This window comes from Leucobacter luti (assembly GCF_004217175.1).
Classification (GTDB): domain Bacteria; phylum Actinomycetota; class Actinomycetes; order Actinomycetales; family Microbacteriaceae; genus Leucobacter; species Leucobacter luti.
Genome location: NZ_SHKI01000003.1, coordinates 611,539 through 632,791 on the forward strand (window position 1 = coordinate 611,539; position 21,253 = coordinate 632,791).

At 69.9% G+C, this 21,253-nt stretch carries 19 protein-coding genes; 12 read left to right on the forward strand and 7 right to left on the reverse strand.

The genetic code is table 11. The features are described 5' to 3' along the window. Window positions 1-4 precede the first annotated feature (4 nt). The gene (locus tag EV139_RS05935; RefSeq protein ID WP_241988974.1) at window positions 5-217 is read left to right on the forward strand and encodes a ferredoxin; all 213 of its coding nucleotides are present in this window, start codon (window positions 5-7) and stop codon (window positions 215-217) included. A gap of 103 nt (window positions 218-320) precedes the next feature. On the opposite strand, the gene EV139_RS05940 is transcribed toward EV139_RS05935, so the two are convergent. The 3 genes from EV139_RS05940 to EV139_RS05950 are packed head-to-tail and all read right to left on the reverse strand — an operon-like array spanning window position 321 to window position 2,358. Further along, window positions 321-1,004, reverse strand: coding sequence for a TetR/AcrR family transcriptional regulator (locus EV139_RS05940; protein ID WP_130453380.1), 684 nt, complete (start codon window positions 1,002-1,004; stop codon window positions 321-323). Window position 1,005: 1 nt separating this feature from the next. Continuing rightward, on the reverse strand, window positions 1,006-1,545 hold the full coding sequence (locus tag EV139_RS05945) for an HtaA domain-containing protein (RefSeq protein ID WP_130453381.1): 540 nt from the start codon (window positions 1,543-1,545) through the stop codon (window positions 1,006-1,008). 15 nt (window positions 1,546-1,560) lie between these two features. Continuing rightward, entirely contained in the window at window positions 1,561-2,358 is a 798-nt protein-coding gene (locus EV139_RS05950) for an SDR family NAD(P)-dependent oxidoreductase (protein WP_130453382.1), read from the reverse strand. 207 nt (window positions 2,359-2,565) lie between these two features. Between EV139_RS05950 and EV139_RS05955 the strand changes: the two genes are divergently transcribed. From EV139_RS05955 to EV139_RS05965, 3 genes are all read left to right on the forward strand, one after another. Then, window positions 2,566-3,399: an IclR family transcriptional regulator gene (locus tag EV139_RS05955; RefSeq protein ID WP_198677466.1), complete on the forward strand. Its 834-nt coding sequence runs from the start codon at window positions 2,566-2,568 to the stop codon at window positions 3,397-3,399. Between the two features lie 193 nt (window positions 3,400-3,592). Continuing rightward, window positions 3,593-4,822 (forward strand): NAD(P)/FAD-dependent oxidoreductase, encoded by a 1,230-nt coding sequence (locus EV139_RS05960; RefSeq protein ID WP_130453384.1) that lies wholly within the window; start codon window positions 3,593-3,595, stop codon window positions 4,820-4,822. Window positions 4,823-4,826: 4 nt separating this feature from the next. Then, window positions 4,827-6,344 carry an MFS transporter gene (locus tag EV139_RS05965; RefSeq protein WP_157993004.1) on the forward strand — a complete coding sequence of 506 codons (1,518 nt, stop codon included), beginning with the start codon at window positions 4,827-4,829 and terminating at the stop codon, window positions 6,342-6,344. Window positions 6,345-6,386: 42 nt separating this feature from the next. Here EV139_RS05965 and EV139_RS05970 read toward each other — a convergent pair whose 3' ends face one another. Then, on the reverse strand, window positions 6,387-8,087 hold the full coding sequence (locus EV139_RS05970) for a diflavin oxidoreductase (RefSeq protein WP_130453386.1): 1,701 nt from the start codon (window positions 8,085-8,087) through the stop codon (window positions 6,387-6,389). A 303-nt stretch (window positions 8,088-8,390) separates the two neighbouring features. Here EV139_RS05970 and EV139_RS05975 point away from each other — a divergent pair, with 303 nt between their 5' ends. The 4 genes from EV139_RS05975 (at window position 8,391) to EV139_RS05990 (ending at window position 12,443) form a co-directional block, all read left to right on the forward strand. After that, window positions 8,391-9,026, forward strand: coding sequence for a DUF4956 domain-containing protein (locus EV139_RS05975; protein ID WP_130453387.1), 636 nt, complete (start codon window positions 8,391-8,393; stop codon window positions 9,024-9,026). Further along, window positions 9,023-9,907: a polyphosphate polymerase domain-containing protein gene (locus EV139_RS05980; RefSeq protein WP_130453388.1), complete on the forward strand. Its 885-nt coding sequence runs from the start codon at window positions 9,023-9,025 to the stop codon at window positions 9,905-9,907. The genes EV139_RS05975 and EV139_RS05980 overlap by 4 nt, the downstream gene beginning before the upstream one ends. Then, on the forward strand, window positions 9,904-11,592 hold the full coding sequence (locus EV139_RS05985) for a carbohydrate-binding domain-containing protein (protein ID WP_130453389.1): 1,689 nt from the start codon (window positions 9,904-9,906) through the stop codon (window positions 11,590-11,592). The genes EV139_RS05980 and EV139_RS05985 overlap by 4 nt, the downstream gene beginning before the upstream one ends. A gap of 143 nt (window positions 11,593-11,735) precedes the next feature. Next, window positions 11,736-12,443 (forward strand): PIG-L deacetylase family protein, encoded by a 708-nt coding sequence (locus EV139_RS05990; protein WP_130453390.1) that lies wholly within the window; start codon window positions 11,736-11,738, stop codon window positions 12,441-12,443. A gap of 13 nt (window positions 12,444-12,456) precedes the next feature. On the opposite strand, the gene EV139_RS05995 is transcribed toward EV139_RS05990, so the two are convergent. Further along, window positions 12,457-12,840: a hypothetical protein gene (locus EV139_RS05995; protein WP_130453391.1), complete on the reverse strand. Its 384-nt coding sequence runs from the start codon at window positions 12,838-12,840 to the stop codon at window positions 12,457-12,459. A 171-nt stretch (window positions 12,841-13,011) separates the two neighbouring features. Here EV139_RS05995 and EV139_RS06000 point away from each other — a divergent pair, with 171 nt between their 5' ends. Beyond that, window positions 13,012-13,533, forward strand: a complete 522-nt coding sequence (locus tag EV139_RS06000; protein ID WP_130453392.1) for a hypothetical protein — start codon at window positions 13,012-13,014, stop codon at window positions 13,531-13,533. Window positions 13,534-13,633: 100 nt separating this feature from the next. Next, the gene (locus tag EV139_RS06005; RefSeq protein WP_130453393.1) at window positions 13,634-15,166 is read left to right on the forward strand and encodes an SDR family NAD(P)-dependent oxidoreductase; all 1,533 of its coding nucleotides are present in this window, start codon (window positions 13,634-13,636) and stop codon (window positions 15,164-15,166) included. A 45-nt stretch (window positions 15,167-15,211) separates the two neighbouring features. On the opposite strand, the gene EV139_RS06010 is transcribed toward EV139_RS06005, so the two are convergent. Together EV139_RS06010 and EV139_RS06015 are read right to left on the reverse strand one after the other, a co-directional pair. Beyond that, on the reverse strand, window positions 15,212-16,261 hold the full coding sequence (locus EV139_RS06010) for a 2,3-butanediol dehydrogenase (protein ID WP_130453394.1): 1,050 nt from the start codon (window positions 16,259-16,261) through the stop codon (window positions 15,212-15,214). A gap of 51 nt (window positions 16,262-16,312) precedes the next feature. After that, complete coding sequence (locus EV139_RS06015; RefSeq protein ID WP_130453395.1) at window positions 16,313-17,098, reverse strand: SDR family NAD(P)-dependent oxidoreductase; 786 nt, start codon at window positions 17,096-17,098, stop codon at window positions 16,313-16,315. A 134-nt stretch (window positions 17,099-17,232) separates the two neighbouring features. On the opposite strand from EV139_RS06015, the gene EV139_RS06020 reads away from it, so the two are divergent. Together EV139_RS06020 and EV139_RS15845 are read left to right on the forward strand one after the other, a co-directional pair. Continuing rightward, a complete protein-coding gene (locus EV139_RS06020; protein WP_130453396.1) occupies window positions 17,233-17,790 on the forward strand; it encodes a TetR family transcriptional regulator in 558 nt (185 codons plus the stop codon). A gap of 230 nt (window positions 17,791-18,020) precedes the next feature. Continuing rightward, window positions 18,021-21,253 (forward strand): SdrD B-like domain-containing protein (locus EV139_RS15845; protein ID WP_277872945.1); only part of this gene is annotated, 3,233 nt, incomplete at its 3' end.

Here is a 21,253-nt window from a genome sequence, read left to right on the forward strand (position 1 = left end):
AAGGGTGAGAATCTTGAAAATCGTTGCAAGGCAGCAGACGTGCATTGGCTCTGGCCAGTGCGTGTTCACGGACCCGGACGCGTTCGATCAGGACGACGACGGCAAGGTGCAGGTGCTTCGGGCGGTCCCGCAGGGCGCCGAGCAAGAGGCGCTCGCGCGGCAGGCCGCGCAGGTGTGCCCCAGCCGTTCGATCAGCGTGGTCGAGGGCGACGGGTAGGCGCAGTCGCCACAGCCGACAGCGGGCGCGCCCCCACCTCCGTGGGGCGCGCCCGCTGCCGCGTGTATCGGGACCTGTGCCGGTGCGGTGCTCGGACGCGCTGTCAGTCGTGCGGCGCGGCGAGGCCAGCGGCGAGAAACGAGATCAGGTCGGTGACCAGCACGTCGATCGCGGCGGGGAGGGACTCGCGCTTGCGCTGAGCGGTCTGGTAGCGCGCGAGCGTGTGCACGGCGCTCGTGAGCGTCACCCACCAGCGCTCGGCGAGCACGGCCTCGGGGACCTCCGGGAGGAGGCGCGAGAGCAGCGCGCGGAGGGTGATCACCTGGCCGCCGGTGTGCGTGCCGTCGAGCCCCTCGTAGCCGCCCTCCTCGGTGATGAGCACCGAGAGGAACTGCAGGTAGTGGTTGTCCGGGCGAAAGTGGATTGCCAGGGGGCGCACGAACGCGCCGACCACGTCCCGGGTCGTGGGACGCGAGGTGTCGAGCATCAGCCCGGCGACGAGCTCCGCGCGCACCAGCTCGCTCTCGGCCCCGCGATACTCGGTGATTGCGCGAACCACCTCGTCGCGCTCCCCAAAGTGGTACTGCACTGCCGCGTGATTGCGCTGGCCAGCGGCCTTGCCGATGTCGCGCAGCGGCACCGCTGACAGTCCGTGCTCGGCGAAGAGCTGCTCCGCGGCCTCGAGGATCCGCAGCCGGGTCGCCTGCCCCCGGACGTTCCCGCGCTCGCCGCTGAGGCGTGCGGGGTGTGCCCGCGAGGTTCCCGGCTCGGCCGGCGACGAGTGCATGCTACGAGTGTATTGGGTGTCGCAGCGCCACAGACAGCGACGCCATCTCGGTGTCCGCCGGGTATACGTTCCCGAAGTGGTCCTCCGCGGCGGCCAGGAGCCGGGTGGGCAGCGGGCCCCACTCGAGCTGCCCAGAGCGAGCATCGGGTGCCGCTGGCGCCACGCTCGTGAGCGGGAGGAGCGGGGCGCCCGGTTCGCGGGTGTGCGTGACGAGGACACCGCCGGCGGGCCCGAGGATCACTTCGGGCGCCGCAACGAGGACGTCGAGGAAGCCCCCGTGCGCGGTGAAGTGGACCCAGCCCCCGAACGAGAGGTGCCAGCCGTCCGCCTCGTGGCTCGCGGCCCGAAGTGGAAACACGAAGGCGCCCGCTTCGTCGGTTGTGACCCCGTCGCTCTCGACGGCGCCGCGCGCGATGATCGTCACGTAGCGGAGAAACGAATCGCGAATCGCCCAGCTGAGCGTGCCCGTGGCCCCGATCAATGCACCGGCCCCGGCCGTGTCCGCTGACTTTGCCTCGGCCGGGGTGTCGGTTGCGGTCATCGGCGCAGCTCCGCGCTAGCCAATGAACGAGCCGCCGTTGACACTGATGGTCTGACCGGTCACGTACGAGGCGTCGTCGGAGACGAGGTACGAGACCGCGCCGGCGATGTCGGCACCCGTGCCGACCCGGCCGACGGGAATGTACTTGCCCATCTCCTCGGCGGAGGGGATCAGGCCGGCGGCGCGCTTCTTCTCGACGCTCGGGGTGTCAATCGATGAGGGGACGACGGTGTTGACGGTGACGCCCTGCTTTGAGAACTCGACCGCGAGCGCCTTGGTCAGTGCCAGCTGTCCGCCCTTCGACGACGCGTACGCGGCCATGCGCGGGGCGCCGCGCTGGGCGCTTGACGAGGAGATGAGCACAACGCGTCCGGCGCCGGCCGCAAGCAAGTCTGGCAGGCCCGACTGGACGAGGTTGAAGGTGCCGGTGAGGTTGATGCGCAGGGTGTTCTCCCACTCGTCCAGCGTGGTGTCGAGGAACGCCTTGTTCGGGGCGACCGCCGCGTTGGCGACGAGCACCGCGACGGGTCCGAGCTCGGCGCGGATCTGGGCGAGCGCAGCGTCCACCTGTGCCCGGTCGCTCACGTCTGCGCGGTAGCCGCGTGCGGTGCCGCCGGTGCGCTCGATCTCCGTGGCGGCGTCTTCGGCCGCGCCCTCGGTGCGGGTCAGGATCGCGACAGTGAAGCCGTCTTTGGCGAGCCGGTCGGCGATCGAGTAGCCGATACCGGCGGCTCCGCCCGATACGACGGCGACGCGCCCCGCCCCCGCCGTGGCCACCCCTGCGTCAGTGCTGGTCTCGTTCGCTACCGTCATTGGCTTGTCCTCTGCTCTCTGGGTGCGCCAGGTGATCTTCGGTGATCCGGCCGCCGCCGTCCTCGTCGGTGAGGCTGGCACTGCGCGAACCGCATGCAGTATGTTGTTTATAACGGAACGTGTGTTCCGCACTGGCGATGTACAGAATGTCACGCGCGGAAGTCTGAAGTCAAGTGTGCCGGTGCCTGCGAGGTCGGATGGTGGAAGATGATTGACACGACGGAACGAGACCTGGACGATCCAGACGGCGCAAAGCGGCGACGGCATCCGCTCGCTCGCGGGATTGAGCTGCTCACGGTGATGATCGACAGTGACCAGGACGCGCACGGCGTGCGCGAGCTTGCCGGCCGGCTGGGGGTGAGCCCGAGTACTGTGCACCGCTTGATCACCGACCTCGAGCGACTCGGTCTGGTTGCCCGCACCGAGAAGGGCTCGTATCGGCTCGGGCTTGAATTCTTGCGCCTGGCCTGGACGGCTGTCGAGCGCTATCCGGTGCAGGAGGTGTCGACCGACACCCTTGAGGAGCTGACCGAGCGGAGCGGCGAATCCTCGTTCTTCGCGGTGTACGGCGAGGCGCGCCACCACATGATGTTCTCCCTCGCCGTCGAGTCGCCGCACCCGCTGCGGTACACGCTTCCGCTCAAGCAGTGGTTGCCCCTCTACGCGGGGGCGAGCGGGCTCGCGATCCTTGCGTTTCTTCCCGAGGAGATTGTCGCTGAGGTGGTCGGCGGTCCAATTGCGGCGCTGACTGACCGCACGCTGCGAGACGCGCGCGATCTGCGGGCCCGCCTCGACATGGTGGTGCGGGATGGGTTCGCGATCACGCACGGGGAGCGGATCGAGGGCGCGATCGCGATCGCGTCGCCCGTGTTTGGCCCGTCGGGCTCGGTGGTTGGCTCGATTGGGATCACGATGCCGGAGGTGCGCTTCAACGCCGCGTACTCATCGTCCCTTGCCGGGCTCGTGGCGCAGGCCGCGGCGCAGATCACTGAGTACCTGAGCGGCGCGCGAGATCCGCGAACGGGCATCGTGCGTCGCTAGGGGCGGTGCGCCGGGGGTGTGCGGTTCGGGGTGGTATTGACACGCTTCGGGGCGGTCGCCCATACTGAACGTGTTGCGCAGTAAGCAATCACTGTTCCGTTAGACGGGACGCGATGTGCCTCGTGCGCGTCACCGTCGGCGGCAACGATGCCCCGGAGCACCGCAGCTCAGAGAACGCAAAGGAATACACACGATGTCTTCACCACAGTCGGATCGTCACGTCGTCGTCGTTGGCGCGTCGCTCGCGGGCACGCGGGCCGTTGAGGGCCTACGGGCGCTGGGCCACGCAGGTCACATCACCCTGATCGGCGCGGAGGCTGAGCTGCCTTACGACCGGCCGCCCCTCTCGAAGGACCTCCTGAAGTCGGACTGGTCGGACGATGCAGTCGCGGGCTTCAGGCTGACCTCAGCTGAGGCCCTCACCGCCGCCGGCGTCGAGCTCAAGCTCGGCGTGGCCGCAACCGGGCTCGATACCGTGGCACGCGTCGTGCGCCTCGCCGACGGCACCAGCGTCGGCTACGACGTCCTCATTATCGCGACCGGCGCGATTGCGCGGCCCTCGCCCTGGCGCCCAGAGTCGGGTGTGTTCCAGCTGCGGACCCTGGCCGACTCACGCGCGATCGCGGAGCAATTGCGCACGGGCGCGCCCCTCGTGGTGGTCGGCGGCGGGTTCATCGGCACCGAGATTGCGGCGGCGGCGGTCGGGTTCGGGTGCAGCGTGACGGTGGTCGATCCGGTAGCCGAGCCGATGGCTCGCATCGTGGGCCCCGACGTCGCAGGGAGCCTGGTCGGCCTGCACGAGCGGCACGGCGCGCAGGCGCGCTTCGGGGTCGGTGTCACCGACATCCGCGGCAAGCTCGGAGCGCTCGAGGTGCTCCTCGACGACGGCAGCACCATTGATACCGCGGCCGCGGTCGTGGGAATCGGGTCGATTCCCTGCATCGATTGGCTTGAGGGGAGCGGGCTGACGCTCGGAAATGGCGTGCTCACCGATGGGATGCTGCGGGCCGTGGGCGCCGACGACGTGTTCGCGATCGGCGATGTCGCGCGCTGGCCCCACCCCGGTCGCGGGGTGGAGGTGCGCGCAGAGCACTGGACGAACGCGAGCGATCAGGCGCGGTATGTCGCCACGGCGCTCACCGGCGGCGTCAGCGAGCCGTATGGCTCGACCGACTACGTGTGGTCGGATCAGTACGACTGGAAGGTGCACACCATCGGTTGGCGCGACCCGAACGGCAGCTCAGCGCTCGTGCGGGATCTCGCGCGTGACGGGAAGACCGCGGTGGTGCACTCGAACGGCGCGGGCGAGCCGACCGGAGTCGTCACCGTCAACTGGGTGCGCGGACTCAACCTCGCGCGTCGCCTGCTCGCGGCCGGAGACCCGGCGGAGCGGATTGTCGCGGAGCTCGAACAGCTGGCATAGCCGCGTGTCCCAGGGGGAAGCGGGCGCGGCGCCACCGTCGCGCGGGAGACTGGCGCTGCTCTTTACCGCGCTCAGCCTCGTCACGCTGCTGACGTCGATGTCGCAGCACCTCTTCGTGCCAGCGCTGCCCGAGATCGCGGCGGAGCTCGGTGACCTGTCGCAGATGTCGTGGGTGATCGTCGCGTTCATCCTCGCCTCGATTCCCACAATGCCGATCTTTGGCAAGCTCAGCGACGTCTTCGGACGCCGATCGATGATGCTCGTGGGCATCGGCATTTTTACTGCGGGCTCCCTCGTCGGGGCCCTGGCGCCCACGCTGGGGTGGCTCATCTTCGGCCGCGTGCTGCAGGGAATCGGGAGTGGCGCCCTCGTGGTGCTGCCACAGGCGACCATCGCAGACGTGGTTCCGGCGCGGCAGCGCGGACGCTACGCCGGTATTCTCAGCACGGTGTTCGCCGCCGCGACGGTGGCCGGCCCGTTCGTCGGCGGCCTGCTGGCGCAGGGGCCGGGGTGGCGGTGGGGCTTCTGGGTGAACATCCCCGTTGGGATCATTGCGGCCGCGGGAACCGTCTTCCTCCTCAAGCTGCCGCGGCCGACGCGGAGTGGGTCAGCGAGCCTCGATTACGGGGGGATGGCGCTCGTGTCGGTGGCGACGGTGTCACTGGCACTCGTCACCACGTGGGGTGGGGTCACCTATGCGTGGACGTCGCCGACAATCCTGTGTCTCATCGGTGTCGGGGTGCTGGCAATCGCGGTGTTTCCCAGCGTGGAGCGGCGGGCCGCCAACCCGGTGCTGCCGCTCGCGCTGTTCCGCGAGCCCGAGTTCGTGCTCACGAGCATCTCGTCGATTGCGCTCGCGATGGTGATGTTCACCTTCCTCGGGTATCTCCCCACGTTTGTGCAGGTGGCGCTCGGCTCCTCGCCCGCGGTCGGCGGCACGGTGATGATCCCGATGGCGATCGGAACTCTGCTCGGTTCAACCCTCGCGGGGCAGATCGTCGCGCGCACGGGGCGCTATCAGAGCGTGCTCGTGGTTGCCGCGCTGGTCGTTGCGAGCGGTGCCGGGCTGATGGCGGCGACCGTGCACGACTCGTCGGTGTGGCTCGCGGGCGCCGCCGGCGGAATCGTTGGCCTCGGGCTCGGCGCTTCGTTTGGCAACATCATCCTGATCGTTCAAAACGCGTTCCCGCACTCGATGGTCGGGGTAGCGACGGCCGCGACCAGCCTGTTTCGCCAGATCGGTGGCATGTTTGGCACGTCGCTCGTGGGTGCAATGTTCGTCCGCGGCTGGAGTGAGCGCCTCTCCGACCGTCTGCCGCACGCGGCGCTTGCGCGCGTCGGGACCGCGCCGACACCGCACGAGGTGGGGCAGCTCCCCGACGCGCTGAGCGGGCTGGTCGTCGCGAGCTACACCGACGCAATGCAGCCCGTCTACATCCTCATGGTCGTGATGGCCCTTGGGGCGGCGCTCGTGACCGCCTTCCTGCGCCCGAGACCGCTCGCTGACACGCTCGCGGCGTAGACCGCGCGTCGCGGGTCGCGGGAGGGGTGTCGCCCCCGCCGGTCAGTACACGTCGCGCAGGTACCGCTTTTCGCGGTGCAGCTGCGCGAGCAGCTCTGCACCGGCGTCGGCGCCCAGCTCGGCGGTGACGATCTCCTGCAGCACGCGGTCAACGTCGGCGGCCATGCGCTTGCCGTCGCCGCACACGTAGAAGAACGCGCCGTCGACGAGCCAGCGGGTGAGCTCCGCGGCATTCTCGCGCATGCGGTCCTGCACGTACACCTTGCTGGGTTGGTCGCGAGAGAACGCGGTGTCGCAGCGAGTGAGCACGCCGTCGGCGCCCAGGCGCTCAAGCTCCGCTCGATAAATGAAGTCTGTGCGCTCGTGCTGGTCCCCGGTGAACAGCCAGGCGGGCCCGCGCTCGGCGGTGTCCGCGCGGTCGAGGAGGTAGGCGCGGAAGGGGGCGAGCCCAACGCCGGGCCCCACCATGACGACCGGGATGCTGGGGTCGTCCGGGAGGTGGAACGAGCGGTTTGGGAGCGGAAAGATCCGGAGCTCGTCGCCGGGTTCGAGTGTGTCGGCGAGGTAGCCGCTGCCAACCCCGGAGGGCAGGGTCGCGGGGGCCGCGTTGCGCTGTGTCGCGACCGTCAGGTGCATCGCGTCCGGGTGGGTGCGGGGCGTCGACGCGATTGAGTACGCGCGGTACCGGATCGGCCCCATGACCGCGCCGAGCTCGGCGATCGACAGGGGCTCGGGGAGCTGCGCGAGTGTCTCGCACACGCCGTGGCCACGGATCCACTCCTCCCCGGCAGCGCGGTCGTCGCGGGCAAGGGCCAGCCCCAGCTCGCTCTCGGGGGCTCGCGCTGCGACGGTGTCGAGCAGCGCGCCAGACGGAAAGCGCAGCTCCCACTCGTACTTCGCCAGGTAGTTGAGCGACTCGCCCTGGTGCATTTCGGTTCCGGTCATTTCGGTGACTTCGAGGAAGCACTCGACCGCGGCCCGGGTGTTCGTGGGGATCACCGCGACGGAGTCGCCCGGACGATATGTAATATCGCTGCCCGAGATGTCGAGCTCGTAGTGGCGGATCTCCTTTGCGCTCCCCGGTGCGGTGAGCAGCTGCCCGCTCCTCAGCCGGGCCGCGAACGGGGTGTCGCGGGTCCAGGGCGAGGCGGCGTGCAGCTGGGCTGCCTGCGGCGGCTCTGAGGGGCGCGCGGCTGGCGGGAGTGCGGCGGGTGCCGCGTCCGCGGCGAGCTGCTCGACGCGGGCGGCGATCCACTCGTTTGCCGGAACGTCGTAGTTGACGTCGCAGTCGACGCGGTCGGCGATCCTGGTGGCGCCGAGTTCGGCGAGCCGATTGTCGAGGCTCACGCCCGCACCGCAGAAGTACGTATAGCCGCTATCGCCGAGGGCGAGCACCGCAAACCTGAGGTGTGAGAGCTCTGGCGCGTCTGCCGCACTGAGACGCTGCCAGAAGCGATCGGCGGTGTAGGGCATATCGCCCTCGCCGCTCGTGGAGGTGACGAACAGCGCGACGCCCATGTCCGTGAGCTCCTCCACTGGCTGGTCGTTGAGCTCGATGCACTCGACCGTGACTCCGCGCGCCTCGAAGGCATCCTTGAGGTTGTCGGCCACGAGCTCCGCATTGCCCATCTCGCTGCCGTAGAGGATGGGGAGCGTCGCGGGAAGGGCGATCCGTGCCGACAGCGGCGTCGCGGCGTCGGCGCCCTGCGGGGCGCGCTGAATGTCGAGCTCAGTGACGGACATGGGTCTCCTTAGTGCCTGGCATCGTTGCCTGCTCGGGTGTGCGGGGCGCGGCGACGGCGCCGCCCCTCGCGGAAACTCGCGTTCTAACGAACAGTAGATCTGTACAACGCAACACTTAGTATCGCCGGTTCCCGCGGTCGTGTCAACGCCGCCGATCTGCACGGGCGCGTACCGCGCTCGGAGTATTCCGCGTACCGCAGCCGCGGACTCTTCGCCCCAGACCGCCCGCGGAGCCCCAAAAACATAGCCCGCGCACAGCAGGATCGGATGAGCTTGACGCAGCACGAACCCTAAGGAGACCCCGTGACCACCCCCAATCTCATCCTCATCGCGATCGACCTGGTCGCGGCGCTGGTGCTCGCATTCGGCCTGTACTACCCGCGGCACCGGCGGCGCGACCTCGTCGTGGCGTTCATCGGGGTGAACGTGGGCGTGCTGGCGGTGACGAGTGTGCTCGGCTCCGCAGAGATTGCGGCGGGCCTCGGTCTCGGGCTGTTCGGCGTGCTCTCGATCATCCGCCTGCGCTCGTCGGAGATCTCTCAGCGCGAGGTCGCGTACTACTTCGCGGCGCTCGCGATGGGGCTGATCGGGGGGCTCTCGCAGACGAGCGTGCTGCTCCCCGCAGGGCTCATCGCCCTGATCCTGGTGGCACTGTGGGCGGTCGATCACCCCGCGCTGCTCGCCCAGAGCCGGCACCAGGTGGTGCGGCTCGACCGGGCGATCGCCGACGAAGCGGAGCTCCGCACTGAGCTTGCGGAGCGACTGGGCGCCACCGTCACCTCGGCGACGGTGCAGCAGCTCGACCTCGTCAACGACTCGACGCTGGTCGATGTGCGGTTCAGGGTCGCGGCGCCGGCGAAGCGGGTGGCGGGGAGTGCATCGCGAACCGCCGCGCCCGCGGCCGAGGGCCGAGTCGCGCGGGCGGGGGCGGCGCGATGACGCCGCGCGGAGCGGCGCTCGAGGGGCGGCGCGCGCGAAGCCTGAACCAGCTGCGCCCGGTGGGGCTCGACGAACTGGTCACCGAGGCGGAGCTGCTGACGCGCGTCGATCGCAAGTACCTGGTGCCGCTCGACGCGGCGGTCGCGCTGCTCGAACGCCTCGACCCCGCCACCCGGGTGCTCGAGATCGGCGGCCGCCGCGAGTTCTCGTACGACTCCGTGTACTTCGACACCGCCGACCACCTGAGCTATCGACTCACCGCGCAGCGCCGTCGCCGCCGCTTCAAGCTCCGCACGCGCAGCTACCTCGATACCGGCACGGCGTTCCTCGAGCTCAAGACGAAGAGCGGCCGCGGCAGCACCGTCAAGGAGCGGATCGCGTACGCCCCGGCCGACCGGGCGCGCATCACCCCGGCGGGGGGCGCCTACCTCGGGGCACTGCTCGAGCGACACGGGCACGACGCGGCGCTTGTTTCGGAACTGCAGCCCGCGCTCGTGAGCCGCTACCGCCGCACGACCCTGCTGCTGCCGGAGGGGAGCCGGGCGACGATCGACACGCACCTGCGCTGGGCCGACTGCGCCGGACGCGGCGACGCGGCGGCGATCGCGCTGCCCACCCACGTGATCCTCGAATCGAAGTCGGCCGGGCGGATCAGCGAGCTCGACCGTGCGCTGTGGCGGGCCGGGCACCGGCCGAGCGGCATCAGCAAGTTCGGCACCGGCACGGCGGCCCTGCACCCGGAGCTCCCGGGCAACAAGTGGGCGCGGGCGCTCGCCGGCCCGTTCGCCCAGGCGGTCTCACACCCAGCACCCGAGCTGCACGGCCCCACCCACCCCATCCCTCCCCGTTCGATCACCACCTCGCAAAGGATCGCATCATGAAACGCCAAGTTCTCCCCTTCATCGCCATCGCCCTCAGCGGAGCGCTTCTCACCGGCTGCGCCGCAACCTCGCAGGCGGGCGCGACCGCCGCAGCTCCGGACGCCACCACCACCGCGAGCCTGTCGGCGTTCACGGGCGATCTCAGCCCCGACGAGGTGCTCGCGGCAAACGCTGACTACACCACGGTGAACCCGGACGAGTGGGACGAGGCGGACGCGGTCGACGTGAAGCTCTCGGGAACGGGAGCCACGAGCGACGCCGCGGCGGTGAGCAGCGCCGGCGGCGTGGTCACGATCTCCGCGGCCGGGGTGTACCGGCTGAGCGGCCAGCTCGACGGGCAGATCGTCGTGGCCGCGCCGGACGACGCGCTCGTCGTGCTGATCCTCGACGGCGCGACGATCGCGAGCACCGCGGGCGCCGGTATCGACGTGCAGACCGCCGACGACGTCGCGATCGCGCTCGCCGCCGGCAGCTCGAACACGGTCTCGGACGCCGCGTCGTACGCGGAAGACGCCGAGGCGAACGCCGCGATCTACGCCGACACCGACCTCACGATTTCCGGCGAGGGTGCGCTTACGGTGCGCGGCAACGGCAACGACGGCATCACGAGTAAAGACGACCTCGTGGTGCTCTCCGGCGCGGTGACCGTCACGGCGGCCGACCACGCCGTGCGCGGCAAGGACGCGCTCGTGGTCGAGGGCGGGACGCTCACGCTCACCGCGACGAGCGGCGACGGCCTGAAGAGCGACCAGGACGACGACGAGACCCGGGGCTACATCCTGGTCTCCGGCGGCACGATTGACATCACCGCCGGCGACGACGGCGTGCAGGCGCAGACTGACACCGTGATCACGGGCGGGGAGCTCACCGTCGACGCCGTCGATGACGGCGTGAAGGGCGAGTCTGTGCTGTCGGTCGGCGGCGGCACCGTGACTGTCACTGCCTCGACCGAGGCGATGGAGGCCGCGAACATCGGCCTCTTCGGCGGCACGATCGACCTGACGGCCTCCGACGACGGCATCAACGCCTCCGGGAACGCCGCGACCACCGGAGACGGCGCGGCCGATGGCGCGGGGACGGCGCAGCCCGACCCGGCAGCGCAACCGAGCGGCGCGGGCGCACAGAGCGCACCGAGCGCACCGGACGGGCCGGGCGGCGCCGGCGGGCCGGGCGGCGGTATGGGCGGCGGCGGGATGGCGGACACGGGGGAGCGCCTGGAGATCTCGGGCGGCACCATCACCGTCGACGCCGAGGGCGACGGCCTCGACTCGAACGGCTCACTCCTTGTGACGGGCGGCGACGTCACGGTCTACGGGCCCACGACCGGCGGCAACGGCGCGCTCGACTCGAACGGCGGCATCACCGTGACGGGCGGCACGATCGTCGCGTTCGGCGCGGGCGACATGGAGGAGACCCCCGGCAGCGACTCGACGCAGGGCTGGGCGATGGTGAGCGCGCAGATCGCGGCCGGGCAGCGGGTCACGCTGGCCGACGCGGATGGTGCCGAGGTGGTCACCGCCACCGCGCGGAAAACCGCGGGGTCGGTGGTGCTCGTTGCCCCGGAGATCATCGCGGGCGACACCTACACGCTGAGCTCGGATGGCCAGGACCTGGGCACGGCGACCGCCGGTGAGGCCGCGGCCGGGCAGATGGGCGGCGGGGGCGGCTTCCCCCCGGCCGGGTAGGGTCCGCCGGGGCGGTGGCGGTGGCCACGCGGGGGCCGCGCGACCCCTGTTGGGACGGGCGACTGCCTGGCAGACTGGCGAGGACGATGTTCCCGGTCCGGACACCGCCGGGGGCCGAGCCGCTCACACCTGGAGGCACACCGATGACCACGCTTGAGCAGTTTCCCGACGACTGGAGCCGGGCCCTGGTGCTGATGGCGCACCCGGACGACCCGGAGTACGGCACCGCGATCGCGGTCAACGCGTGGACGCGCAGCGGGAAGGAGGTGTCGTACGTGCTCGCCACCTCGGGCGAGGCCGGGATCGAGAGCCTGCCTCCCGCCCAGGCGGGGCCCGCCCGCGAGATCGAGCAGCGGCGAGCCATCGCGCGAGTCGGGGTGCGAGATCTCGAGTTCCTCGGATTTCCCGACGGGCGCACGGAGTACGGCCTTGCGCTGCGCGAGGCGTTCGCTGGCGCGATCCGCCGGTACCGGCCCGAGGTGGTCGTCACGCTGAACTTTGGGCTTGCGTTCGCCGGGGGATCCAGGAACCAGGCCGATCACCGCGCGGTGGGCCTCGCGGCGCTCGACGCGGTAGCGGACGCCGGCAACTCGTGGATCTTCCCCGGCCTCGCTGGAGAGCCGTGGGCGGGCGTGCGGCACATCGCGGTGTGTGCCGATTCGGACCCGACGCACACGGTCGAGGTCACGGACGGAGACCTGGACGCCGCAACCGCGGCGCTCCTGGAGCACCGCCAGTATCTCGAGGGGCTCGGAGTGAGCGACGTCGAGGCGCACGCTCGCGCGCAGGTCGAGCGCGGGGTGCTCTCCGATGGCGCTGCTCACCGAGTGAGCTTCCGGGTGTACCAGTAGCGCCGCGGGGCGTTCAGTCCGCGTCGGTGGGTGCGTCGGTGGGCGCGTCGACCGCCCCGAAGTACTGGCTCCCCACCCCGTACACGAAGGAGCGCTCGGTGCCGGCCGCCGGCGCCGGCAACTCAGCCGGTTCGTGGGTGTCGCAGGCAAGCAGGGTGAACTCCGGCCACCACTTCTTCGGGCGCGCGTGTTCCTCAGCGCCGCACACCGCGCACGTGAGCGTGGCCCACACCGGCCGCGTCCCGGTGCGGTTGGCGCGCGACTGGGCGAGCCACGGTGGCGGGCTCGCGTCGAGCTCTGCGAGCTCGGAGTGGCTGATCTGTGCCGGAATCCCGTGCCGCTTCGCCATCTCGACGGGGATGCCCAGGGTGATCGCTGCTTCGTGACGGGATGGCATCGTCCCAGCGTACGGGGTTCTCGCCGGCCGCGAGGCCCGGGGGATCAGGTTTCCGCGCGGCACCGCGCGGGCGCGGGCCGCCGAGCCGCGCGGTCGGCCGCACTGCCGGGGTGCGGGATACTGGAGGGTAGCCCGTTTCGGGCTCGCAGGCAGCAGGGGAAGGCGCACATCATGGAGCAGTCGGCATCACAGGGGTCAATTCTGAACCGCTACGGTTCGCTTGAGGAGGCCCTGGTGCACCGGCGGGCGCCGGTGGCGAACCGCGTGTTCCTGCGGAGCCTTCTCAACCGCGTGCCCGTTGAGCGCCTGGTGCGCTCCGATGACGGGATCACCGTGGTGCGCTCCGACGAGGCCCCGGACCTGCACGTGCACAAGGGGTACACCGTCGGCTTCCTCACGGAGGAGGAGATCACCGCAGTGGTGGGCAACGCCCCGCGGTGGCAGAGCGTGCGCCACCCGGGCGCCTGGGCGGTGGACCACCCCGTGCACGGCAAGGGAGCGGCGATTGAGGCGGAGGAGCTGGCCGCCGAGCGCGGTCCAGTGAAGGCGACCCGCGGCGGCGCACGCCGCGTGGCGAAGCCGAAGGCTGAGCCCAAGGTCAAGCCGAACGCGCAGCCCGAGCGCGTGCAGCCGGTGTGCCCCAACTGCTTCATGCTGATGGCGCTCTCTGGCGTCTGCGGCAACTGCGCCTAGCCCACGTGCCGCGGGCCGCGGCGCCGACCGCGGCCCGCGACCAGCGGCGGCTGACCGGCCGCACACCCAGCACTGCGGTGGCTGGCGTAAAATAGGCCCAATGACCGAAACACCGTCCGGCCAGGACTCCGCCCCGAGCATCATCGACCCAGACGAGCTCGCCGCCGCACTGCGGATCATCGAGGCGGTGCACGAGCTGCCGAAGGACCACCCGGACGCCGTGGCCGTGCGCCGCGCGACCTCGTCGATGTACAAGTCCGCGAAGCGCGAACGCCGTCGGGTGAGCCGCAACGTGATTGCCGACGCGGACCGCGCGGTGGTCGCCGCGACCGCGACGGGGGCGCCGGATCGCATCGACGACGAGACGCGCGGGATCCCGCTCTCGACGACCGCGACCGCGGCGATCGCCGGCGAGTACGCGAAGCCGCACAACTGCTATATCTGCAAGCAGCCGTACACGCAGGTGGACGCGTTTTACCACCAGCTCTGCCCGTCGTGCGCGGCGATGAGCCACGGCAAGCGCACGGCGCGCACCGACCTCACGGGCAAGCGCGCCCTGCTCACGGGTGGCCGCGCGAAGATCGGGATGCACATCGCGCTGCGGCTGCTCCGCGACGGCGCGCACACGACGATCACGACCCGGTTCCCCCGCGACGCGGCGCGGCGGTTCGCCTCGCTGCCCGACTCCGCGGAGTGGATTGATCGGCTCCGCATCGTGGGCATCGACCTCCGCGACCCGTCACAGGTGATCGCCCTCGCCGATTCGGTGGCGGCGCGCGGCCCGCTCGACATCCTGATCAACAACGCCGCGCAGACGGTGCGCCGCTCGCCCGGGTCGTACTCGCTGCTCGCGGACGCCGAGTCCCAGCCGCTCCCCGCGGGCCGCCTGCCGGAGACCGAGACGCTGGGGCACCCGGCGGAGCTGCACCCGCGCGCGCTGCAGTCGTCGGTGAGCGCGGACGGCGCCGTGTCGCTCGACGCGCTCAACCCCGCAGCGCTCACCGGCACGGTTGCGGCCGGTCTCGCGCAGAACCTCACGGCGTCCGAGCTGAGCACGCTCGCGATGGCGCCGGGCTCGTCCTCGCTGGCGAAGCACGCCGACGGCTCGGCGATCGACGCGGGCGGCCTCGTCCCCGACGTGAGCCACGTCAACAGCTGGGTGCAGCACGTGCAGGAGGTTGACCCGCTCGAGATGCTCGAGGTGCAGCTCTGCAACGCGACCGCGCCGTTCATTCTGATCAGCAGGTTGCGCGCGGCGATGGCCGCGTCGCCAGCGCGCCGCACCTACGTGGTGAACGTGTCGGCGATGGAGGGCCAGTTCTCGCGCCGCTACAAGGGACCCGGCCACCCGCACACCAACATGGCAAAGGCGGCCCTCAACATGCTGACCCGCACGAGCGCGGGTGAGATGTTTGAGACCGACAGCATCCTGATGACCGCGGTCGACACGGGGTGGATCACCGACGAGCGCCCGCACTTCACGAAGGTGCGGCTCGCGGAGGAGGGCTTCCACGCGCCGCTCGACCTGGTGGACGGCGCGGCGCGCGTGTACGACCCGATCGTGCGCGGCGAGGAGGACCGTGAGGATCTCTACGGCTGCTTCCTGAAGGACTACGCCCCGAGCCCCTGGTAGGGCTCTGGGGCGGGACGCGCGTCCCGCCCCAGAGCGCTGCGGCCGCTAGGAGTCGCCGCGCACGAGGAACTTTGCCCCGCGGCCGGACCGCAGCGTGGCGAGTGCCCCGGTGACGTCGTCGAGCCCGATCTCCGTCACCCACCCGGTCGCGTCATAGTGCCCGTTCGACATCGCCTCGATCACGGCGTCGAAGTCCTCGGGGAGGTAGCCGAGTGTGCCCACGATCTCGGTCTCGGCCATGACCACGCTGGTCGGCATGAACTCGATGGGGCGCTCGTGGATCGCCGCGACCACGAGGCGACCGCCGGGAGTGAGCAGCGGGATCGCGGAGGTGATCGCCGGGCCAGCGCCGGCCGCGTCGAACGCCACGTCGACGCCGTCTCCGCCGGTGAGCTCCGCCACGGCAGCCGGCAGATCGCCCGCGACCGGATCGATCGTCGTGGCGCCGAGCGCCGCGATCACCTCGCGCCGCTCGGCGCTCGGCTCGGAAACGAGCACGCGCGTGATCCCGCGGGCCCGCAGCGCGAACCAGATCCCGATCCCGATCGGGCCGGCGCCGGCGATGAGCGCGGTGCCGCCGGAGGCGACCGCGCTGCGCGTCACCGCGTGCCAGGCAACGGCCATCGGCTCAACGAGCGCGCCAAACCGCAGGTCGACCTGCTCGGGAAGCACGTGCACCTTCGACGCGTCAACGGTGGTGAACTCGGCCATGCCGCCGCCGTGCGAGTTCAGCCCGTGGAACCCAATCTTCACGCACGCGTTGGGCCGGCCGCCGCGGCAGGCGGCGCACTCGCCGCAGAAGTAGATCGGCCAGACCGCGACGCGATCCCCGACCGCGATGTCAGTGACGCCGGCGCCGAGTTCGACGACGGTCCCCGAAAACTCGTGGCCGAGGATCTGGGGGAGGCCGGCCCCCGTGAGCGGGTGGGGCGGGAACTGATCGGCGGGCGGGAGCTCGGCGTAGAACATGTGGAGATCCGAGCCGCAGATGCCCGCGTACGCGTTTTTGATCTTGACCTGGCCGGGGAGCGGGCTGGGGTCCTCGACGGTGTCGATCCGGAGATCCTCGGTGCCGTGGAGCCTGGCTGCGCGCATGGTGTGTCCTCTCTGAAACGGTGAGACGGTGAGTTGTGGGTGCGGGTGCGGCTACTGCAGCCCGGCGAGCGCCGCGCGCAGATCCGGATAGCCCGTGGTGTTCCAGGCGCCGTCGACGAGGATGTTCTCGCCGTTGACGTAGCTCGCGTCGTCGGAGCCGAGGAACAGTGCAACGCCCGCGATCTCCTCGGGTTCGGCGGGGCGCCCGGCGGGGATGCGCTCGAGATACGCGTCGAGCACGCCGGGGAGCTGTGTGAGGCCGCCCGTGAGCGGCGTGCTCACGAGCCCGGGGGACACCGCGTTCACGCGGATTCCCGCGCCCGCGAGTTCGAGCGCGGCGTTTCGCGTGAGCATGACGACGCCGGCCTTCGCCGTTGAGTACCCCGCGCCCCCGTGCATCGGTACCTGCGAGTTGAGCGAAGCGATGTTGACGATGCTGCCTGGCTTCTGCGCCGCGAGGAAGTGCTGCGCTCCGAGCTTGGTGCCGAGGAACGCGCCGTACAGGTTGAGGCGGGTGTTCCAGTCCCACGCCGCCAGGTCCATGTCGACGATTGCGCCCGGGCGCGAACCGCCCGCGACGTTGAAGACGATGTCGATGCCGCCGAACGCGGCGGTCGCCGCCTCAAACAGGGCGGTCATGTCCGCCTCGTTGGTGATGTCGGTTGCGCGGCCGTCGACTGCGGCGCCGAGCTCCGCGCTCATCGCGGTCACTGCCGCAGCGTTGATGTCTGCGAGAAACACCCGTGCGCCCTCGTCGACGAGGCGGCGGGTGATCGCCGCTCCGATCCCTGAGACGCCACCGGTGACGATCGCGACCTTGCCTGAGAATCGAGCCATCGTTTGACCCCCTTTCGGGTGCCGCGGCACCCGTTCGTTGCCCCGGCGGCCCCTGCGGCGCCGGTCAGGCAAGCCTACGTCACCTAACTGACAAATGTCAGGTAGATGATCCGTGATCGAGTACATTCCTGAGTATGGATGCTCGGTTTCGCCGCTCGCAGGAGCGGCTGCACGCAGCGGTGCTTGCACTGGCGGCGGAGCGACCGGTGCGCGAGCTCAGCGTCGCGGGGGTCTGCCGCGCGGCGGGGGTCACCCGCGAAACCTTCTACCGGCACGCGCCGTCAGTGACCGTCCTGCTCGCTGACGCGCTGAGCGACGACCTCGCGGCGTGCCTCGCAGAGACCCCGGCGGCGGCCCCGCTGGGCGAGGCCGAGCGGCTGCTCCTCGAACACATCTGGGAGCGCGCCGCGGTGTACCGCGGGGCGATGGATCCGCTGCTCGTCGCCCCCGTGCGCGAGCGCATCGAGGACTACCTGCGCGTTGGCCTGGGCGACCTGCTGGTGCGGCGGCCGCAGCTGCTCCCGCCCGCGCTCCGGGGTGACGATCTCGGGGCGCGGATCGCCGTCGCCTACGCCGCCGCTGGGACGGTCGGGGCGATTGAAGCCTGGCTGCTCGACGGGGCCGGCGACGTGGACCACGCGGTGCGTGCGGTGCTCGAGGCCTCGCCGCAGTGGTGGCTGGCCGCCGAATAGCGGGGCGCGGGCGAGTGCCAGCCCGCCCAGCACCCGAGCTGGGAAACGCATAGCGGGGTCATCGGGAGGGTCTGCTAGGGTCGTACCGGGCATTTACGCCCGCGAGTGTGCATTGACCGTGCGATGGGGATCGCGCAGTCACGGTTCGGGGGGATCTGAATCGCGCAGCTCGTTATCAAGGGGTATTCGGCGCGCCGTTTTGTGCGCGCCGGTAAATTATTGGGGGATGCATGCCATCGGCATATCCGGGCGACTTCAGCGCGCCCAAAACACGCGGGGGTGGCCTGCGGCCGCTTCTCGCCGGCCTCTTAACCGCGCTTCTCGTGGTGATGGGCTTCAGCGCCTCACCGGCGATGGCCGCGGCGGGCACCGTTGAGATCGTGCTGCCGGGAGGCAGCGGGAGCCACAACGGGCAGCCGGTCTTCGAGGAGGGCCAGTCCTACACACTCGAGATCCGGTACGACCGCGGTCAGGTTCCCGGCGGGCACGTGGCGGAGATCGCGGTGCCCAAGGGCTTCACGATCACGGAGGCGCCAGCGTCGAACACCGCGGTCGAGAAGTTCGAGCTCGTCGACGGCGTGCTGCGGATCACGTTCAAGGACCCGATCACCGTCGCAAACGGCGCGATCGAGCTCAACTTCACGGTGGACACCGTGGTCGAGTCGTCGCAGGAGACTGTGAACTGGTCGGTCAACGGCGAGGAGACCTCGCAGCTGATCGTGGTGAAGAAGCGGGGCGACGAGTTCACCACCCTGCAGTCCGGCAGCAGCAAGAGCGCCGGCGGGGTCACGTGGCCGGCGGTCGTCATCACCGAGGCCGGCCGGGTCGAGCTGAACCCTGACTCCATCGCCAAGGAGATCCCCTACACCGTCACGGTCAACAGCAAGGACGCTCGCGCCGTGTCGATCACCGACACGCTCGGCACGGGCCTCACCCTCGTCCCCGGCTCGTTCTCGATGAAGAAGACCTGGTGGGATGCAAACGGGCTGAACAAGCAGACCGCCACGGAGGCGCTTGCCGGGTACACGGGGCAGTCGTTCACGCACGAGTTCGATGCGGAGCAGAACTCGAGCTACGTGCTGACCTACCGCGCGAAGATCGCTGACGCCGCGGCGCTCGAGGTGCTGCGCACTGAGCTGCAGGCGAAGTACGACCTGGTCAAGGACCAGGAGGGCAAGGTCTACGAGATCGCGCTCACGAACACAGCGGTCGTGAACGGCGCGGAGCACCGCACCGAGTCGAAGATCAGCGGCCGCACGCCGACGGATCCCTCACCGAACCTCGGTGCGGCGTTCGCGAAGACGAGCGACCTGGTGCAGAACACCCCCATCACGCTCGCGGAAGACGGCGTGACGCTCGCCCCGGCGGTCCCCGTGACCTACACGCTGAAGGCCGACCTCACGCAGTTCTCCAAGTTCGTGGGCACCAAGCACGAGCTCACGCGCAACGTCGTGATCACTGACGCACTGCCGGCGAACCTCCGGTGGCTCGTGGGCGAGCAGGACTTCGTGGCGGGCTACCGGCTCGTGACGGGCGTGTCCGAGGCCGACTTCGCGGGCGACGCCTACGTCGGCGCGTACATGGTCGACGGCCAGAACCTGCGAATCAACGTGGGCAAGGACCTCACGAAGACGCACCAGGTGAAAGTCAAGGCCGAGCTGCTCTCGGTCGCCAACGCGACCCGCACGGAGGAGCCGGGCGACAACCCGTACGCGCAGACGCTCTTCAGCGGGATCACGAACGTTGCCAAGTTCTTCTACAACACCGGCGGTGGGTACGACCGGAGCACCGAGCACCGCGTCGTGATCTCGAAGGACCCGAAGAACGGGATCGACGACCAGGGCAAGTTTAAGAAGCGCACCGACTCGAAGCCGATTGTGCTCGACGAGGGCGAGACGGTCGCCGAGATCCCCTTCACCTTCACGGTGGGCTCGGGTATCGGCGACGCGGCAACGTCGACGATCATTGACCACATCGACCACTCGGTGCTCGATGTGTCGGAGGCGACGCTCGCGCAGATCAAGGCGTCGATCACGGGCGCGTACGACTCGAACTTCCCGATCGACGGCACCACGCTCGAGCTCAGCCTGAACGAGAACAACGATCTCGTGTTCACGCCGAACGCGGCGTTCCCGCTGAAGTCGACCTGGGGCAGCGCGGCGGCCACGCCGCTCAAGCAGGCATTCACCTTCACGGTGAAGATCCCGACCAAGCCAATCACGGGCAAGGAAGCGATCACCGTCAAGAACTCTGCGACCTACCTGGGCGCCGACAACGAGACCGTGTTCACCTCGAAGACGACCTCGTCGGCAGGCGTCGGCGGTCGCGAGATCGACATCCTGAAGACCGTCTACAACGCCGACAAGCAGGCGTTCACGACGAACCTTCGCGCGGAGGTCGACGCGGATGGCGCGCTCGTCCAGGACGAGTACGTCTACCGGGTGCAGTTCATCTCCACGCTCGGGTACACGAAGATGCTGTTCGACATCAAGGACCAGCTCGCTGAGAACCTTGAGTTCGTCGGCTTCGTGAACCCGGACCAGGTCGGCACCGACGGAACCGCCGGCACCGGCGAGTACCGCATCCCCGGGACCGAGCTGAAGGCCAAGTACAGCTCTGCAGATCACCGGATCACGATCGAAAAGAACCAGACGATCCCCGGCGGCAAGATCACGGAGCTGTTCTTCAAGGTGCGGATCACCGACTTCACCTACGGTGAGGGCGTTGAGAACGTGATCGGTTCGGAGCGGGTCACGATCACCCCGACGAACGACTTCCCGCTCGATATCTCGAAGCTGAACGAGCTTGACCCGACGGGCACGCCGATCACCGACCGCGACGCGCGCTTCGAGCTGCGCAACTCGGCCGGCGAGACGGTGCTCTCGGACCTCTACGTGGTGGGCGGCAAGCTGCGCATCGCAGGGGAGTCCGGCGGCGACGCGGTTCCCACCGTGAAGACCGCGGGAACCTACACGGTGCACGAGACCAAGGCGCCGGCGGGCTACGTGCTTGACCGCGAGCCGATCGCGCTCATCGTTGACGAGGATGGCACCTCGCCGGAGACGAAGTTCCTCAACACCCCGCGCAGCGCGGTGAAGAAGGTCTCCGTGGGTGACTACGTCTGGCTCGATGTTGATCGCGACGGCGTGCAGGGCACCAGCCCGGACGAGAAGCCGATTCAGGGCGTGAAGCTCGTGCTCACCGGCCCCGATGGGAACCCGGTCACTGACGTGTTCGGCAACCCGGTTGAGCCGGTGGTGACCGACGAGGACGGGTTCTACGAGTTCATCGATCTGCCGGCGCTCCAGCCGGGCGAGACCTACACGGTGTCGATCGATCGCGAGGACGAGGGCACGCTTGCAGCGCTTGAGGGCCTGATCCCCACGAAGACCGAGGCCGGCGATGACCGTGCAACTGACTCTTCGGAGTGGGTGGCGGTGTCGCGTGACGATCTCGTCAATGA